Origin of the sequence: Streptomyces atroolivaceus (genome assembly GCF_000717025.1) — a bacterium.
In the GTDB taxonomy this organism is placed as follows: domain Bacteria; phylum Actinomycetota; class Actinomycetes; order Streptomycetales; family Streptomycetaceae; genus Streptomyces; species Streptomyces atroolivaceus.
Genome location: NZ_JNXG01000002.1, coordinates 504,350 through 521,803 on the forward strand (window position 1 = coordinate 504,350; position 17,454 = coordinate 521,803).

Consider the following 17,454-nt stretch of genomic DNA (forward strand, 5'->3'; position numbering starts at 1 on the left):
GGAAAGGCCACACCATCGTGACTGAGATCGAGATCGGGCGCGGCAAGCGCGGTCGGCGGGCATACGCGTTCGACGACATCGCTGTCGTGCCGAGCCGGCGCACCCGTGACCCGAAGGAGGTCTCGATCGCCTGGCAGATCGACGCCTACCGTTTCGAGCTGCCCTTCCTGGCCGCCCCCATGGACTCGGTGGTCTCCCCGCAGACCGCCATCCGCATCGGTGAGCTGGGCGGCCTCGGCGTCCTCAACCTCGAGGGGCTGTGGACCCGGCACGCCGACCCGCAGTCGCTCCTCGACGAGATCGCCGAGATGCCCGTCGAGGCCGCCACCCCGCGGCTCCAGGAGATCTACTCCGCCCCCATCCAGGAGGAGCTGATCGGGCAGCGCCTCAAGGAGGTGCGCGACTCCGGTGTCGTCACCGCCGCCGCGCTGTCCCCGCAGCGGACCGCGCAGTTCTCCAAGGCCGTCGTCGACGCGGGTGTGGACATCTTCGTCATCCGCGGTACGACGGTCTCCGCGGAGCACGTCTCCAGCGCGGCCGAGCCGCTCAACCTGAAGCAGTTCATCTACGAGCTGGACGTCCCGGTCATCGTCGGCGGCTGCGCCACGTACACCGCCGCCCTCCACCTGATGCGCACGGGCGCGGCCGGTGTCCTCGTCGGCTTCGGCGGCGGCGCCGCGCACACCACGCGCAACGTCTTCGGCATCCAGGTCCCGATGGCGACCGCGGTCGCCGATGTGGCCGGGGCCCGCCGCGACTACATGGACGAGTCCGGCGGCCGGTACGTGCACGTCATCGCGGACGGAGGCGTCGGCTGGTCCGGCGACCTGCCCAAGGCCATCGCCTGCGGTGCGGACGCCGTGATGATGGGCTCCCCGCTGGCCCGTGCCACGGACGCGCCCGGCCGGGGCCGGCACTGGGGCATGGAGGCCGTCCACGAGGACGTGCCGCGCGGCAAGCTGGTCGACCTGGGCTCCGTCGGTACGACCGAGGAGGTCCTGACCGGCCCCTCGCACAGCCCCGACGGCTCGATGAACATCTTCGGCGCGCTGCGCCGGGCGATGGCCACCACGGGCTACAGCGACCTCAAGGAGTTCCAGCGCGTCGAGGTGACGGTGGCTGACTCGCAGCACAGCCGCTGATCCCGCTCGGCACGCACGACGGCCCGGACCTTTCCCTGGTCCGGGCCGTCGTGCGTGCGTGAGGTGTCAGCCGGCCCGCCTGGCGCCACCGAAGGCGGCGACCGGACCGAGGAGGAGGAAGAGGTACGTCATGAAGTCGGCCTCCTCCTTCCAGATGTCGATGACGTCGCCGAAGTGGTCGAAGAAGACCTCGGAGAAGCCGACCCCCAGGCCGTCCGCGAGGATCATCGACATGCCGACGAGCTGGCCGAGGAAGACTGCGGCCAGGGAGAACACGGCGGCGGAGCCGAGGACGGCGGGGTTGGCGCCGCCGACCTTGCTCGCGGCGAAACCGACCAGGAAGCCGACACCGATGGCCGCGTAGCCGACCTCACGCTCGATGGATCCGGCGAGGACGCCGTAGAGGATGGCGGCCACGATCGCGGCGCCCAGCCCGGCCAGCACACCGAGACCGACCTGGTTGCGGGCGGCCGGCGGGGCGGGCGGGAACGGGGATCCGCCGAATTGACCCGGCTGCTGACCCTGCGGACCCTGCTGTCCCGCGAAGGGGTTGCCGGTCGGTGCGCCCTGCTGCTGGCCCGCGTACGGGTTGCCCGGCTGCTGCCCCTGCTGCCCCGCGTACGGGTTCCCCGCCTGCTGGTTCGCGTACGGGTTGCCGTCGGCCGGCTGGCCGCCGTAGGGCTGCTGCGGCGGGTTCGGCGGCTGCACGGGCTGGCTCATGGTGGTGTTCCCCCTGGGACGGTGCGCACTGATGTGCGAGAAGTGACGCCGCAGGCTAGCAGCCCGCGCCGACATGGCCCACCACAATCCGTACGGATCCCGGTCAGAGGCGCGCTACAGCCGGTGGGCGGCCCCCGCCGGGGTGGCGCCCCGGGTGTCCAGGAGGAGCTGGGCCTTCACCGCGAGGCCTTGGAGGTCGTACGTGCGGTGGTGCTGGAGCAGCACCGTCAGGTCGGCCCCGGCCGCGGCCTCGTAGAGGGAATCGGCGCGCGGGACGGGGACGTCGCGCACCCGCCAGTCCAGGACGTGCGGGTCGTGGTATCCGACCTGGGCGCCCATGTCCGCCAGCCGGGTCGCGATCTCGCGGGCGGGCGAGGCCTCCTGGTCGGCGAGGTCCGGTTTGTAGGTGACACCGAGCAGCAGGACCCTGGCCCCCCGGACGGACTTGCCGTGCTCGTTCAGCAGCGTCGCGCAGCGCTGGATCACATAGCTCGGCATCCGGTCGTTGATCTCCTTGGCCAGCGAGACCATGCGCAACGGGTGCCCGGGCGTGCGGCTGTTGTACGGGAAGCAGCCGGGGTCCACGGGCGCGCCGTGGCCGCCGACACCGGGTCCGGGGCGGAACGGCTCGAAGCCGAACGGTTTGGTCTCGGCACACCTGATGACGTCCCAGAGGTCGACGCCGAGATCGTGGCAGAGCACCGCCATCTCGTTGACCAGGGCGATGTTGACGTGCCGGAAGTTGGTTTCCAGAACCTTCGTCATCTCCGCCTCACGCGGTCCGCGTGCCCGGACGACCTTGTCGGTGAGCCGCCCGTAGAAGGCGGCGGCGGATTCGGTGCAGGCGGGGGTGAGGCCGCCGATGACCTTCGGCGTGTTGCCGTACACGTGGGTGCGGTTGCCGGGGTCGAGGCGGCCGGGGGAGTGGGCGAGGTGGAAGTCCCGTCCGGCGCGCAGCCCGGAGCCCTCCTCCAGGAGGGGGCGCACGACGTTCTCGGTGGTGCCGGGCGGCACGGCTGATTCCACCAGCACGGTGGTGTGCGGCCGCAGCCGGGCGGCGAGCGCCCGGGCCGCGTCGGTCACGGCTCCGAGGTCGAGGGTCCGGTCCGGTCCGAGCGGGGTGGGGGCACAGATCGCGGCGGTGCGCACCCGGCCCAGCTCGGCGGGGTCGGCGGTGGGCCGGAAGCCTCCCGCGACCATCCGCCGGATGTCGGAGGCGCTGAGAGATCCCTCGACCGGAGTACGGCCCGCGGAGAGTTCGGCGAAGGGGTGTGGGTCGGTGTCGTAGCCGACGGTGTGGATCCCCACACCGACGGCTGCTTGGGCGAGGGGCAGGCCGAGGTGACCGAGTCCGATGACGGCGAGGTCTGCGGGCATGTGGGCCGTCCTTTCCCTAAGACCAAGAGACAGAAAGTGCAACTGCTGGGGACAGCGCTATGTCAGACTAGGCGTAAATATGACCTATATGTCGCATTCTGTGACTCGTGTGGGGCGGGTGTTGTCCACAGGCGGTGGCTGAAGTCGCGGAGCGCGGACAGAATCGAGAGGTGGGCACGGGTGCCCGGCCCCCCGGCCGGTCCCCGCTCCCGTGCCGTACCACCCCGATGCACCGGGATTACCGGGAGGCAGCAGTGAGGACAGCGACACTGGGACCCGCGGAGCGCACCGAAGCGCTGACCGCGATGGCCGAGCGCGAACTGGACGTGCTGGTCGTGGGAGCGGGCGTGGTCGGCGCCGGGACCGTGCTGGACGCGGCCACCAGAGGACTCTCCACCGGACTGGTCGAGGCGCGCGACTGGGCGTCCGGCACGTCCAGCCGGTCGAGCAAGCTGATCCACGGAGGGCTGCGCTATCTGGAGATGCTGGACTTCGCGCTCGTACGGGAGGCGCTGAAGGAGCGCGGGCTGCTGCTCGAGCGGCTGGCACCGCACCTGGTGAAGCCCGTTCCCTTCCTCTACCCCCTGCAGCACAAGGGATGGGAGCGGCTGTACGCCGGCTCCGGCGTCGCGCTGTACGACGCGATGTCGGTCTCCTCGGGCCACGGCCGTGGGCTGCCCACGCACCGGCACCTCTCCCGCCGTCACGCCCTGCGGATCGCCCCCGCGCTCAAGAAGGACGCCCTGGTCGGAGCCCTGCAGTACTACGACGCCTCCATGGACGACGCGCGCTACGTGGCCACCCTGGTGCGCACCGCGGCGGGCTACGGCGCGCACGTGGCCAACCGGGCGCGGGTGACCGGCTTCCTGAGGGAGGGCGAGCGGGTCGTCGGCGCGCGGGTCCAGGACGTCGAGGGCGGCGAGGAGTACGAGATCAGGGCCAAGCAGGTGGTCAACGCGACCGGGGTGTGGACGGACGACACCCAGGCGCTGATCGGCGAGCGCGGACAGTTCCACGTCCGGGCGTCGAAGGGAATCCACCTCGTCGTGCCCAAGGACCGCATCCACTCCTCGACCGGGCTCATCCTGCGGACCGAGAAGTCCGTGCTCTTCGTGATCCCGTGGGGACGGCACTGGATCATCGGCACGACCGACACCGACTGGGACCTCGACAAGGCCCATCCCGCCGCTTCGAGCGCCGACATCGACTATCTGCTCGAACACGTGAACTCCGTGCTGAACACCCCGCTGGGCAGGGACGACGTCGAGGGCGTCTACGCCGGGCTCCGTCCCCTGCTCGCCGGCGAGTCGGACGCCACGAGCAAGCTCTCGCGCGAGCACACGGTGGCGCACCCGGCCCCCGGGCTGGTCGTCGTGGCGGGCGGCAAGTACACGACGTACCGCGTCATGGCGAAGGACGCCGTCGACGAGGCGGTGCACGCCCTGGACCAGCGGGTGGCGGAGTGCGTCACGGAGGACATCCCGCTGCTGGGCGCCGAGGGGTACCGCGCCCTGTGGAACGCCCGCGCCAGGATGGCCGCCCGCACCGGACTGCACGTCGTCCGGGTGGAACACCTGCTCAACCGGTACGGCTCGATGACCGAGGAGCTCCTGGAGCTCGTGCGGGGCGACTCCTCGCTGGGCGAGCCGCTGGCGGGCGCCGAGGACTATCTGCGGGCCGAAGTCGTCTACGCGGCCTCGCACGAGGGCGCCCGGCACCTCGACGACGTCCTGACCCGGCGCACCCGGATCTCCATCGAGACCTTCGACCGGGGCACGCGCTGTGCGCGTGAATGCGCTGACCTGATGGCACCGGTGCTCGGCTGGGACACGGACCAGGTCGAGCGCGAGGTGGAGCACTACCGCAAGCGGGTGGAGGCGGAACGGGAGTCGCAGCGGCAGCCGGACGACCAGACAGCGGACGCGGCTCGGCTGGGGGCGCCGGACATCGTGCCTCGCTGAGGTCGCACCCGGATCCGGGCCCTCAGGAAACCTCGGAGCGGGCCTGCGGGCAGAACTCCGCCTCCAGCAGGCCCGCTTCGAGTCCGTCGCCGGGCGGGGTGTCGGTGTTGACCCGGAAGGTGAGGACGTGACGGCCGTCGCGGGTCGCGGCGGTCCGGACGTAACTGCCGGTGATGTGGCCGCTGTGGCCCCAGACGGTGGTACCGCAGGAGAGTTCCTGCGGATAGATCCCCATGCCGTACGAACCGCCGGCGGCACGGGTGTCGAGGAGCGTGGCCAGCTGGGCGGGCGGCAGCAGCCTGCCGTCCAGCAGCGCCGCGTAGAAGCGGTCCAGGTCGGCCAGTGTGGAGACCAGCTCTCCCGCCGCTCCCGCGATCCGCGGGTCGGCGGCCGTGACCTCACGCAGTGCGCCGTCCGCGGGAGAGCGGTGGTAGCCGCGGGAGTGCGGGGAGGGGAGGGTGGTGCGGTCGCCGGGGAGCGAGGTGCCGGTGAGCCGGAGGGGGATGAGGACGCGGTGCCGTATCTCGGCGGCGTAGGGGCGGCCGGTGACGCGCTGGACGACCATGCCGAGCAGGACGTAGTTGGTGTTGGAGTACGTGTACGAACCGATCGCCGTCACCGGAGGGCGGGCCATCGCCACCCGGACCGCGGCGGCGGGGGTGAGCGGCTGCGCGGAAGGGCCGGCGGCGCCCGTGAGCGACGGGTCGGTGGCGGGCAGGGCCGCCGCGTAGTCGTAGAGGCCGCTGGTGTGGGTCAGCAGCGCCCGCAGGGTGATGGCGGAGCCGTCGTGGCCGTGGCCGCGCACGACCCCCGGAAGGTATGCGTCGACGCCGTCCTCCAGCCGGAGCCTGCCCTCCCGGACGAGTTGGAGGACCACCGTCGCCACGAACGTCTTGGTGATGCTGCCTGCCCGGAAGTGGTCGGCGGCCCCGATACCGGAGCCCGCGGAGCCGTACGTCTCCTCGCCGCCGGGGGTGTTGCGGTGTGCCAGAAAGGCGGCCGCCGGGGCTCCGCCCTCGACGACGAACCGGGGGAGGTAGGAGGATGCGGGCGTGAGGTGTGGTTCGCTTGGCAGGCTCGCGGTTCCCACGGCGAGCAGAGTCAGCACCAGTGGGGCGGCGAACAGCGCCCTGAATATCGGCATGGCAGGGGGTTCCTTCCTCGGGCCACATCATGGCCGACCTCGGACCCGGCACCATGACCGGTCCCGGGGTGAGGGACAATGAACGCTCTGCCAGGGCGGGTTGATCGCAGAGGGGACGCATGTCGGAGGCGGAGCAGGCACGGGAGCCCCAACGGGACAAGGACGGACGTCTCCTCGCGGGGCGGTACCGCCTCGGGGAGGTGCTCGGCCGGGGCGGCATGGGCACGGTCTGGCGTGCTGCCGACGAGACGTTGGGGCGTACGGTCGCGGTCAAGGAACTGCGGTTCCCGTCGTCCATCGACGAGGACGAGAAGCGGCGTCTGATCACGCGGACCCTGCGTGAGGCGAAGGCCATCGCGAGGATCCGCAACACCAGCGCGGTGACGGTCTACGACGTGGTCGACGAGGACGACCGGCCGTGGATCGTCATGGAGCTGATCGAGGGCAAGTCCCTCGCCGAGGTGATCCGTGAGGACGGGACGCTGACGCCGAGGCGCGCCGCGGAGGTCGGCCTCGCCATCCTCGACGTGCTGCGCTCGGCGCACCGCGAGGGCATCCTGCACCGCGATGTGAAGCCCTCCAACGTGCTGATCTCGGAGGACGGCCGCGTCGTCCTGACCGACTTCGGCATCGCCCAGGTCGAGGGCGACCCCTCCGTCACCTCGACAGGCATGCTCGTGGGTGCCCCCTCCTACATCTCGCCCGAGCGGGCCCGTGGCCACAAGCCGGGACCACCCGCCGACATGTGGTCGCTCGGCGGACTGCTGTACGCGAGCGTCGAGGGCCGCCCCCCGTACGACAAGGGCTCGGCCATCGCCACCCTGACGGCCGTGATGACGGAGCCGGTCGAACCGCCGGCCAACGCCGGTGGGCTGGAGGAGGTCATCTACGGCCTGCTGGCCAGGGATCCCGACCAGCGGCTGGACGACGCCGGGGCGCGTGTCCTGCTCAAGAGGGTGATCAACGCTCCGGAGAAGCCCGTCGCACCGCCGGCCGACTCCACCCAGGTCATGGCGCTGCCCACGATCGGTGACTCCGAGAGCGTCAAGAGCAACAAGAGCAACAAGAGCGACAAGGGCAGCAGAGGCGGCAGGAGCGACGCCAAGGGCGGTGCCAAGAAGGCCGCTGCCGCGGCTGCCGCCGCCGCGGCAGCCACCCCGGCCGGCAACGGCAGCGGGTCCGGAGCAGCCGTGGACGCCGGGAAGCCGGCCACCGGCGACTCCGTCGCAGCCGCTCAGGCTTCCGGCTCCTCGGCAGGGGCCTCGTCCGCCACCACTCCGGTCGGCGTGTCCGCGATCGCCGAGAGCACCCGGGACCGGCTGCGCGGCGCGCTGCGGTCCGTACGCAACGCGAAGGCTCCGGCGGCCGCCGCTGCCGGTGCCGCGGCGTCCTCGCAGGCGCAGGGCTCCCCGGCTGCGACGGCATCGGTCTCAGGACCCGCCGTGCCGCCCGGGCGCCCGGCCGCGACCCGCGCGTCCATCACCGATGTCGTGCCGCGCCGCACGCTGGCGGTCATCGCCGGTGTGGTCGTGCTGGCCGTCCTCGGCACGGTCCTGGCACTCACCCTCGGCGACGACGGCGCGGGCAACGAAGGCGGTGGCTCGAAGGGCGACACCGCCGCGTCGGCCGGTGCCACGGCCGGGGACGACGCCGGCAGCGACTCCGGCAAGGGCAAGGACACCGGCACCGACGACGGGAACGGCAAGGACGGCACGGACGCCCCGGGCGAGGACAAGGGCAAGGCGTCCGCCGATCCCTCGCCCACCCCGGAGACCGAGAAGCCTGCCCCCGGCCCGGACGCTCTGCCGGCCGGGTACAGGAAGGTGGCCGACGAGCGGTTCCACTTCACGATGGGGATGCCGGAGAGCTTCAAGCGCAACGCCATAGCGGGAAGCAACTCGGGCGGCATCTACAACGACGGCGGTGGCTTCCCGCGCGTCCAGGTCGACTACAACAGCTCCCCCGGGGAAGACGCCGCCGCCGCATGGCGCGGCCTCATGGGGGCGGTCGCCGGGAGCAGTAACGGCTACAAGCACATCGGCATCAAGAAGGTCGAGTACAACGGCTACCCGACCGTCGCGGACTGGCAGTTCACCCGCACCCAGCAGGGCGTGCGGGTCCGGGTCCTCAACCGGGGCTTCAAGGTCGACGCCGGCCGCGGCTACTCGATCATGATCAGCTGCAAGGCGGACGCGTGGGACGACGCGGAGTGCAGGACGCTGCGTGAAACGGCCTTCGCCACGTTCAAGCCGACCGGCTGAGCCGGCCGGGCGGCCGGGCGGCCGATGGAGCGGCCGGGTTGCCGTGACACGGCCGCGCGGCCGCGACGTGCCACGTATGGTGAGAGGCCAAGGATCGTACGCAGCCGGAACGACGGGTCAATTGCACGGCAAGTGGCCGTGATTGACGGGTTGATGCGGTTTCGATGACCGGGGGACAGCGCGCTCTGGGGAGGCGTCGTGGACGACTATGCGGGTCGGGTGCTCGCCGACCGCTACCGCCTTCCGCTGCCCCCGTCCGATGCGTACGAACTGGTCGAGACGCGGGCATTCGACACGTACAGCGGCCAGGAAGTCCTGGTCCGGCAGGTGCCGTTGCCGGAGGTCGTGGACGCGGAGGTGCTCGACGCCGACGGCCTGCCGTCGGCCAGGCGTGCCACCGGGCGTACGGTGCGGAGGTCCACGGACCCCGCGGTCCGGCGGGCGATCGAGGCCGCGCAGGCCGCGGCCCAGGTGCCCGACCATCCGCGCCTGGACCAGGTCTTCGACGTGTTCGCCGAGGCGGGATCGCTCTGGATAGTGAGCGAGCTGGTCGCGGCCCGGCCGCTCGCCGCGCTCCTCGCGGAGCGGCCCCTCAATCCCTACCGGGCCGCCGAGATCGGCTCCGACGTGCTCACGGCGCTGCGGGTGCTGCACGCGCACGGCTGGACGCACCGCAACATCACGGTCCGCACGGTGCTGGTCTGCGACGACGGCCGCGTCGTGCTGACCGGACTCGCGGCGGGCGCGGCCGAGGAAGCGCTGTGCGGATACGTTCCCGCGCCGCAGCCGGACCAGGAGGACACCTACGGGCCCCCGGCGGTCGAATCGGGCCCCACCGGTCCGTACGAGCCGCCGGCCGCGGAACCGGAGCCCTTCGGGCCCCCGGCCGTGGAGGCCGGCCCGTACGAGCCGCCGGCGTCCGGGCCGTACGAGCCGCCGGCGGTCGGGTCCGGCTCGTACGAACTCCCGTCCGCCGAATCCGGCCCCCACCGCCCCTCGGCGTCGTACGCGCCGGAGGCCCCTCCGGCCGCTTCGGAATCCTTCTTCGCTCCCGAAGCTCCCGACGCTCCCGAAGCTCCCGGCGCTCCCGAATCCTTCTCCGCTCCGGAAGCGCTGCCCGCCCCCAGAGCGTCCACCGACGGAGTGCCGGCTCCCGGCTCCGGTGCCGAGATCGAGGTGGCACCCCCCGTGCCTCCCGCTCCCGCCCCGCCCGCCGAGCCCGGAGCCGGCAACGCGGCGCAGCTGCGCGCCGTCCGTGCCGGGGCCATCGCTGCCTACCGGGCGGGGGCCCGCGCCGCAGCGGCCCGCGCAGGCGAGGAGCAGAGGCGCGCGGAACACGACCGCGAGGGCGGCCCGGGCGAGGAGCGGCGCGAGGAGCCCGGTGAGGAGTCCTCCGCTCCTGACACCCCCGGGGGCCCGCGACTGACCGGTGCCTGGGGCGGAGCGCCGGGCGACCCGTACCCGTACGACGACGAGGACGACGAGGACGACGACGAGGACCCCGGCGGTCCCAGGCCGCCCGGCAGGCGCGTCCACCTCGCCGGTACCTGGGGCGACGGCCCCGGCTCAGGCCGGCCCGTGCCCGCCGGCGGCTCCGGAGGACAGGGAGGATCCGGCGAGGACGCGCTGCGCGCCGACTCCCGGCGTCTCGGCAGCGGACCCGTGGAGCGCCGTGACCGGCTGCCGCAGCCGGTGGCCGCCCGCGCACCCGCCGGGGGGTGGGACGAGGTCGTCGCCGGCGGCGGCACCACCCCCGCCTACCGGGGCCCGGCCACCCCCCTCGCCGCCGAGCGGGCGAGGCAGGCCCGGATCGCGGTCGTCGGAGCCGTCACCGAGCGGTGGGCGCCCGAGCAGGCGGGCCCGGTCCACGACAACTGGCAGCTCGCCCCGCCCATCGGGCCCTCCACCGACCTGTGGGCGCTCGGCGCCCTGCTCTACCGCGCTGTGCAGGGCCACGCCCCGTATCCGGAGGAGAACGCCGCCGAACTCGTCCAGATGGTCTGCGGTGAACCGCCCGCCTTCGCGGAGGAGTGCGGCCCGCTGCGTCCCGTCGTCGAGTCGCTGCTGCGCCAGGACCCCACGGAGCGCCCCGACTTCGAGGAGCTGCGCGGCTGGCTGCGCTCCCTCGTGCGGTCGGCACCCGAGCCCGAGGCCGGCACCGACATCGTCACGATGCCGCCCGCCGACGCCGCCCGCCTGCCGGTCGTACGCCGCCGGGGCGAGCTGGTCCGGCGTCGTTGGGGCCGCGGGGGCGCGGCGCACGGCCGGCACCGTCAGGGGAAGCCGCAGCGCCGCGAGAGGCAGCCGGCGTACGAGCAGGCGTACGAGAAGCCGCAGACGTACGAGAAGCCGTCGCGTGCCCCCCGCGAGCCCAAGGGGCCCAAGGTACTGCGGCAGCCGCAGCCCGGCGGCCGGGCGCCGCGGCGGCTGGGGCGGCTGCTGCTGGTGCTGATCCTGCTGGCGATGGCGGCCGCCATCGCCTACGCCCTGCTCTTCATGCCCAAGGAAGGGTCGGAGACAGGGGCAGGGGCCGAGCCCTCGGGCTCGGCCGCACCGGCCGCTCCGGAGCCCGCGGACAGCCCGTCCTCCGGTTCGTCGGATCCCTCGGCTTCGTCCGGCTCCTCCGGTTCGCAGAGGCCGCAGACCAGCCGTTCGGCCGCCGCCCTCGCACCGGGCTACGAACTGCGCAAGGACGCTGAAGGCTTCGAGATCGGCGTACCGGAGGACTGGCAGCGCAGTCCCGCCAACGCCGACCGTCAGGTCCGTTACGGCAGCGACGGGTTCAGCGTCCTCGTCGTGCCCGGACGGGACACCGTCAAGGCCAACGGAAGTGATCCGCTGGACTACCAGCGGACCTCGGAACCCGAGTTGCAGCCCTTCCGCGAGTCCAGCTGGGCCACCTCCACCGGCCTGCGCCGCGTCGACGTCGGACGACAGGCCATGGCGGAGGGGCAGTTCACCTGGCAGGAGAGCGGCGGTCGTGAGGTGTACGTCCGGAACCTGGTCCTGATCGTCGACGGCAGGTACCACATCGTGCAGGTCATCGGCCCGGAGAACGAGCGGGACAAGGTCTCCGAGATCTACGCCCAGGCCATCTCGTCCTACCGCGTGAGCTCCTGACGGGGCGACAGCGGGGCGCGACAAGCATCACAGCGCGGTCTCGTGAGGGATGCGAGGTTACGTGGGAGCGCCCTCCCTCCGTAACCTGTCGTCCCAAGGAACGGGGCGAGGACACACGTGGAACACGCGCAGGGAACGGACGCGGGAATCGTACTGGCCGGACGTTACCGTCTCGGTGACGTCCTGGGCCGCGGGGGCATGGGCAAGGTGTGGCGCGCCCACGACGAGGTGCTCCACCGGACCGTCGCCGTCAAGGAGTTGACCGCCGGACTGTACGTCGCCGAGGCGGACCGGGCCGTGCTGCACGCCCGCACGCAGAAGGAGGCGCGCGCGGCGGCCCGGATCACGCACCCGGGGGTCGTCACCGTCCATGACGTCATCGAGTACGACGACCGGCCCTGGATCGTCATGCAGTACGTCGACGGTCCTTCGCTCGCCGACGCGGCGAAGGAGTCCGGCGAGGTCGAGCCGCGCGAGGCGGCCAGGATCGGCCTCCATGTGCTGAGCGCCCTGCGGGCCGCCCACGACGCCGGTGTCCTGCACCGGGACGTGAAGCCGGCCAATGTCCTGCTCGCCCGGGACGGCCAGGTCCTGCTGACCGACTTCGGGATCGCCGCCATCGAGGGCGACTCCACCATCACCAGGACCGGTGAACTGGTCGGCTCCATCGACTACCTGGCGCCCGAGCGGGTGCGCGGCGGCGACCCGGGGCCCGCGTCCGACCTCTGGTCGCTCGGTGCCACGCTCTACTCGGCGGTCGAGGGAAGCTCGCCCTTCCGCCGTACGTCCCCCATCTCCACGATGCAGGCCGTCGTCACGGAGGAACCGCCCCCGCCGTTGCGCGGCGGCGCGCTGACACCGGTGATCACCGCGCTGCTGCGCAAGGACCCCGCGGACCGTCCGACGGCCCAGGAGACGGAGCGCATGCTGCTGGACGCGATGGAGGGGCGGAAGCCCCGGGCCGCGCAGGCACACGTGCCGACGCAGCGGCTCTCCGAGGACGACCTGCGCCCCTTCTTCGCGCCGGACGGTTCCACCGCCCACCTCGACCGGCCCCTTCCCCCGCCGTCCGTACCCCCGTACACCTCGACTCCCACCACCCGGCGCAGCCCGGGACGGTGGCGCACCGTCCTGCTGGTCGTGGCGGTGGCCGCCCTGATCGGCGGGGCGGCGGGCCTGGTCGCGATGAAGGCGGCGGGCGACAGCGGTGGTACGACCGGGGGTGCGACGGGGCGGAGTACCGCGGGTCCGGCTCCCGCGCCCTCGGCCTCGGCCGTCGATGACCAGGCCGGGGCCTCGGAGGGGAAGGGCGACGAGCCCGCCCCGAAGGACCTGCCCGACGGCTGGAAGCGGGTCACCGACCCCGAGGGCTTCAGCCTCGCGGTCCCCGAGGGCTGGGAACGGCAGGAGAACAACGGCCAGATCGACTACACACCGGACAACGGAGCTCACCGCCTCCGGATCAGCCTCGATCCGCAGCCCGACTTCGGCAACTCGTACGCGCACATGCAGAGCATCGAGAAGGACCTGGCCGCGCGCCTGCCCGCCTACGAACGTCTGACGCTGGAGGAGAACGTCTTCCGCGACCGCCCCGGTTCCCGCTGGGAGTTCACCTGGGTCGAGTCCAAGGACTTCCCGGGCCCGCGCCACGGCATCGACCAGATGTACTTCGCCGAGGCGGGCGGGCCGGAGTACGCCTTCTACATGACGGGGCCGGAGGAGGACCGGGCCGAGACCCTGAAGCGTTTCGAGACGATGCTGCGCAGCTGGGAGCCGCCGGCGCGGAGTGGCTGAGGGGCACTCGTCCGCCTCCGAGGAGGGCGGCAAGGACGCCACGCGGACGAAGGACGCGAACGTCAGGTTCACGAAGACCGGGCCCCAGGGCAGGACCGCGTACGACATGGCGGCGGCGGAGGACGGCGAGGCAATTCACGCCGAGGTGGCCGAGCGGCTGAAGATTCACGATTCCTGACGTCCGGTCCCGAGAACTACGGTGGATCGCCCCTGATCAGCGGTTATGTAGCCAGTGATCACTGGCTGCATGGCCGGGCGTGCCGAGGGTCTCTGGCGGGGTCTGTGAAAACCTGTTACCCACGGGTACCCAAAGTGGGCGGGTGGACATACTCTCGCCCTCATGACGGACTCGCAGGCCTCCACGACCACCTCCGCCGCCTCCGGCACCCGCGTGGGCACCAATCCGGTGGCCGCCGCCCCGGTGGGCGCGCGCACCGCTGCCGACGTGGTCACCCCCGAGGTGATCGCCCAGCTGACCCGTGGTGTCGTGGGCTCCGGCCGCACGGCCAACCACAGCCCCTTCACCGGGGAGAAGCTGGCCGACCTGCCCGAGTCCGCCCCCGAGGACGTCGAGGCCGCCTTCGTGCGCGCCCGAGCCGCCCAGCCCGCGTGGGCGGCGACCCCCGTCCGGGCCAGGGCCGCCGTGCTGCTCCGCTTCCACGACCTGGTCCTGCAGCGCCAGTCCGAGGTCCTCGACCTCATCCAGCTGGAGACCGGCAAGGCCCGGCTGCACGCCCACGAGGAGGTGCAGGCGGTCGCCGTGTCGGCCCGGCACTACGGGCGCAGGGCCGTCGCGTATCTGAAGCCGAAGCGCCACACCGGGGTCGTCCCTACCCTGACCAAGGTCACCGAACTGCGCCAGCCGCGTGGTGTCATCGGCCAGATCGCTCCCTGGAACTATCCGCTGGAGCTCTCCGTCGGCGACGCCCTGCCCGCCTTCGTCTCCGGCAACGCGGTCGTGATGAAGCCCGACACGGAGACGGCGCTGACCGCGCTGTGGGCCCGTGACCTGCTGATCGAAGCCGGCCTTCCCGCCGAGGTGTTCCAGGTCGTCCTCGGCGTCGGGCCCGTCATCGGGCCTGAGGTCGTCCAGCGTGCCGACTACGTCTCCTTCACCGGCTCGACCACCACCGGGCGGGACGTCGCCCTGCGAGCCGCGGCGCGGCTGGTGGGCGTCTCGCTGGAGCTCGGCGGCAAGAACCCCATGCTCGTCCTCGAGGACGCCGACGTCGAGAAGGCCGCCGAGGGCGCCGTACGCGCCTGCTTCTCCTCGGCAGGGCAGCTCTGCATCTCCATCGAACGGCTGTACGTCCACGCGTCCGTCGCGGACGCCTTCGTGGAGCGTTTCGCCGCCCGCACGAAGGCGATGCGGCTCGGCAACTCCCTCGCGTACGGGGCGGACATGGGGTCGCTCGTCAGCGGGCGGCAGCTGGAGACCGTCACCCAGCACGTCGCCGAGGCCGTCGAGAAGGGCGCCGTGGTCGTCGCCGGTGGTGCCGCCCGCCCGGACATCGGGCCGTACTTCCACGAGCCGACCATCCTGGACAACGTGCAGGAGCCGATGGCCGTCTGCACCCAGGAGACCTTCGGGCCGGTCGTCTCCCTCTACCGCTTCACCGACGAGGACGAGGCGGTGACCCTCGCCAACGCCACCCCGTACGGCCTCAACGCCAGTATCTGGACCAAGGACGCCCGGCGTGGCCACCGGATCGCGGCCCGGCTCCGGGCGGGCACGGTCAACATCAACGAGGGGTACGCCCCCGCGTACGGCAGCGTCCAGTCACCCATGGGCGGCATGAAGGACTCCGGTCTCGGGCGGCGGCACGGCTCCGAGGGCATCCTGAAGTACACCGAGGCCCAGACGGTCGCCCAGCAGCGGCTGATCCCCCTCGCTCCGGCCTTCGGGATGGACGACGAGAAGTACGCCGCCTTCATGAGCCGCAGCCTCAAGGCGATGAAGGCCTTCCGGCTGCGCTGAGCTGCCCCCGCCCCTCCCGCAGCGTTTCCCTTCTGCCCTTTTCGTACCGAGGAGAGCCATGTCCCAGGACAGCCCTGACCGGAACCAGGCCGGACCGGCCGTTCCGGCGGCGGACGACGACGCGTACGACTACGACGTGCTCGTGGTCGGATCGGGCTTCGGCGGCGCGGTCTCGGCCCTGCGGCTGAGTGAGAAGGGATACCGGGTCGGCGTCCTGGAAGCGGGCCGCCGCTTCACCCGCGAGACGCTGCCCAGGAACTCCTGGGACATCAAGAACTACCTGTGGGCCCCGGCGCTCGGTCTGTTCGGCATCCAGCGGGTGCACCTGCTGGGCAAGGTGATGGTGCTGGCCGGCGCCGGCGTCGGCGGCGGCTCGCTCAACTACGCCAACACCCTGTACGTACCACCCGCGCCGTTCTTCGAGGACCGTCAGTGGGCCGGCATCACCGACTGGAAGGCCGAACTGGCCCCGTACTACGACCAGGCGAAGCGGATGCTCGGGGTACGGCTCAATCCGACGGTGACCCCGGCGGACGTCCACCTCAAGGCCGTGGCCGAGACCATGGGCGTCGGCGACACCTTCCACCTCGCCCCGGTCGGCGTCTTCTTCGGCGACGGTCAGGACGCCGACGGGAAGACGCGCACGACGCCCGGCGGGGAGGCGGCCGACCCCTACTTCGGCGGCGCGGGCCCCGCCCGGAAGGCGTGCTCCCAGTGCGGCGAATGCATGACGGGCTGCCGTCACGGTGCGAAGAACACCCTCAACGAGAACTACCTGTACCTGGCCGAGAAGGCCGGTGCCGTCATCCACCCGATGACGTCCGTCGTCGCGGTCACGGACGGCGCGGACGGCGGCTACCGGGTGTCGACCGTGCCCACGAACCGACGCCGCAAGGCGGAACCGTCCGTGCTGCGGGCCCGGAAGGTGGTCATCGCCGCCGGTACGTACGGCACCCAGACCCTCCTGCACACGATGAAGGACGAAGGGCTGCTGCCCCGGCTGTCGTCCCGGCTCGGTGAGCTGACCCGCACCAACTCCGAGGGCCTGGTGGGGGCGCAGACCAGCGACCGGCGCTACCGCAAGAAGCACGGCACCGCCAAGGCCGACTTCACCAGGGGAGTCGCCATCACCTCGTCGATCCATCCCGACGAGAACACCCACATCGAGCCGGTCCGTTACGGCAAGGGCTCCAACGCGATGGGCGCGCTGACCATCCTCCAGGTTCCCTACAGCACGCACCGGGTGCTGAGCTGGTTCGGGAACGTGGCCAGGCACCCGTGGCTCCTGATGCGCTCCCTGTCCAACCGGCGCTGGTCCGAGCGGACCATCATCGGTCTCGTGATGCAGTCGCTGGACAACTCGCTGACCGCCTACCGCAAGCCCGGCGGCGTGGGCAAGGGGCTGCTCACCGCCCGGCAGGGCCACGGCTCTCCCAACCCGACCCAGATCGCCGAGGCCACCCAGGGGGCGACGCTGCTCGCCCAGGAGATCAACGGCTTCGCCGGATCGAACATCGGGGAGCTGATGGGCACCCCGCTCACCGCGCACTTCCTCGGTGGCTGCCCGATCGGGGCGAACCCGGACGAGGGCGTCATAGATCCGTACCACCGGCTGTACGGGCACCCGGGCATCTCCGTGGTCGACGGTTCCGCCGTCTCGGCCAATCTCGGCGTCAACCCGTCGCTGACCATCACGGCGCAGGCGGAGCGCGCGATGTCCTTCTGGCCCAACAAGGGTGAGGCGGACACACGTCCGGCTCAGGACGCGGCCTACGAACGCCTCGCCGCGGTCGAGCCCCGGACGCCCGCCGTGCCCGAGGAGGCGTTCGGGGCGCTGAAGCTGCCGTTCCTGGGGATGCCCGTGGTGCCGCCGAAGAAGGCTGTCACCGACGTCTGACGGCGGGAACGCCAAGGGGCTGCACCCCCCTCCGAGTGCAGCCCCTCGACGTACCTGCCG

General features: G+C 72.2%; 11 protein-coding genes. 8 read left to right on the top strand and 3 right to left on the bottom strand.

The features are described 5' to 3' along the window. The first annotated feature begins 17 nt into the window (after window positions 1-17). Window positions 18-1,142: a GuaB3 family IMP dehydrogenase-related protein gene (locus OO67_RS05635; RefSeq protein WP_033297645.1), complete on the top strand. Its 1,125-nt coding sequence runs from the start codon at window positions 18-20 to the stop codon at window positions 1,140-1,142. Between the two features lie 66 nt (window positions 1,143-1,208). On the opposite strand, the gene OO67_RS05640 is transcribed toward OO67_RS05635, so the two are convergent. Together OO67_RS05640 and OO67_RS05645 are read right to left on the bottom strand one after the other, a co-directional pair. Further along, window positions 1,209-1,862: a hypothetical protein gene (locus OO67_RS05640; protein WP_033297646.1), complete on the bottom strand. Its 654-nt coding sequence runs from the start codon at window positions 1,860-1,862 to the stop codon at window positions 1,209-1,211. Window positions 1,863-1,976: 114 nt separating this feature from the next. Next, a complete protein-coding gene (locus tag OO67_RS05645; RefSeq protein WP_033297647.1) occupies window positions 1,977-3,239 on the bottom strand; it encodes a nucleotide sugar dehydrogenase in 1,263 nt (420 codons plus the stop codon). A 254-nt stretch (window positions 3,240-3,493) separates the two neighbouring features. Here OO67_RS05645 and OO67_RS05650 point away from each other — a divergent pair, with 254 nt between their 5' ends. Beyond that, window positions 3,494-5,200, top strand: a complete 1,707-nt coding sequence (locus OO67_RS05650; protein ID WP_033297653.1) for a glycerol-3-phosphate dehydrogenase/oxidase — start codon at window positions 3,494-3,496, stop codon at window positions 5,198-5,200. Between the two features lie 22 nt (window positions 5,201-5,222). Here the strand turns inward: OO67_RS05650 and OO67_RS05655 are convergent, their stop codons facing one another. Beyond that, window positions 5,223-6,344: a serine hydrolase domain-containing protein gene (locus OO67_RS05655; RefSeq protein WP_033297655.1), complete on the bottom strand. Its 1,122-nt coding sequence runs from the start codon at window positions 6,342-6,344 to the stop codon at window positions 5,223-5,225. Window positions 6,345-6,463: 119 nt separating this feature from the next. Between OO67_RS05655 and OO67_RS05660 the strand changes: the two genes are divergently transcribed. The 6 genes from OO67_RS05660 to OO67_RS05685 all read left to right on the top strand — a co-directional run bounded on the left by OO67_RS05660 (window position 6,464) and on the right by OO67_RS05685 (window position 17,394). Continuing rightward, window positions 6,464-8,605 (top strand): serine/threonine-protein kinase, encoded by a 2,142-nt coding sequence (locus OO67_RS05660; RefSeq protein WP_033297661.1) that lies wholly within the window; start codon window positions 6,464-6,466, stop codon window positions 8,603-8,605. A 198-nt stretch (window positions 8,606-8,803) separates the two neighbouring features. After that, window positions 8,804-11,725 carry a protein kinase gene (locus tag OO67_RS05665; RefSeq protein ID WP_033297663.1) on the top strand — a complete coding sequence of 974 codons (2,922 nt, stop codon included), beginning with the start codon at window positions 8,804-8,806 and terminating at the stop codon, window positions 11,723-11,725. 117 nt (window positions 11,726-11,842) lie between these two features. Further along, window positions 11,843-13,519 (top strand): serine/threonine-protein kinase, encoded by a 1,677-nt coding sequence (locus OO67_RS05670; RefSeq protein WP_033297665.1) that lies wholly within the window; start codon window positions 11,843-11,845, stop codon window positions 13,517-13,519. Then, complete coding sequence (locus tag OO67_RS05675) at window positions 13,512-13,697, top strand: hypothetical protein (protein ID WP_033297668.1); 186 nt, start codon at window positions 13,512-13,514, stop codon at window positions 13,695-13,697. The genes OO67_RS05670 and OO67_RS05675 overlap by 8 nt, the downstream gene beginning before the upstream one ends. 162 nt (window positions 13,698-13,859) lie before the next feature. Next, complete coding sequence (locus OO67_RS05680; protein WP_033297670.1) at window positions 13,860-15,497, top strand: succinic semialdehyde dehydrogenase; 1,638 nt, start codon at window positions 13,860-13,862, stop codon at window positions 15,495-15,497. Window positions 15,498-15,555: 58 nt separating this feature from the next. Continuing rightward, the gene (locus OO67_RS05685; protein WP_033297672.1) at window positions 15,556-17,394 is read left to right on the top strand and encodes a GMC oxidoreductase; all 1,839 of its coding nucleotides are present in this window, start codon (window positions 15,556-15,558) and stop codon (window positions 17,392-17,394) included. The last annotated feature ends 60 nt before the right edge of the window (window positions 17,395-17,454 follow it).

What these genes read in the sequence shown, in the direction of transcription:
- OO67_RS05640 (WP_033297646.1), bottom strand. Translation starts at nt 1,862, where the DNA reads ATGAGCCAGCCCGTGCAGCCGCCGAACCCGCCGCAGCAGCCCTACGGC.
- OO67_RS05645 (WP_033297647.1), bottom strand. Translation starts at nt 3,239, where the DNA reads ATGCCCGCAGACCTCGCCGTCATCGGACTCGGTCACCTCGGCCTGCCC.
- OO67_RS05655 (WP_033297655.1), bottom strand. Translation starts at nt 6,344, where the DNA reads ATGCCGATATTCAGGGCGCTGTTCGCCGCCCCACTGGTGCTGACTCTG.
- OO67_RS05660 (WP_033297661.1), top strand. Translation starts at nt 6,464, where the DNA reads ATGTCGGAGGCGGAGCAGGCACGGGAGCCCCAACGGGACAAGGACGGA.
- OO67_RS05680 (WP_033297670.1), top strand. Translation starts at nt 13,860, where the DNA reads ATGACGGACTCGCAGGCCTCCACGACCACCTCCGCCGCCTCCGGCACC.
- OO67_RS05685 (WP_033297672.1), top strand. Translation starts at nt 15,556, where the DNA reads ATGTCCCAGGACAGCCCTGACCGGAACCAGGCCGGACCGGCCGTTCCG.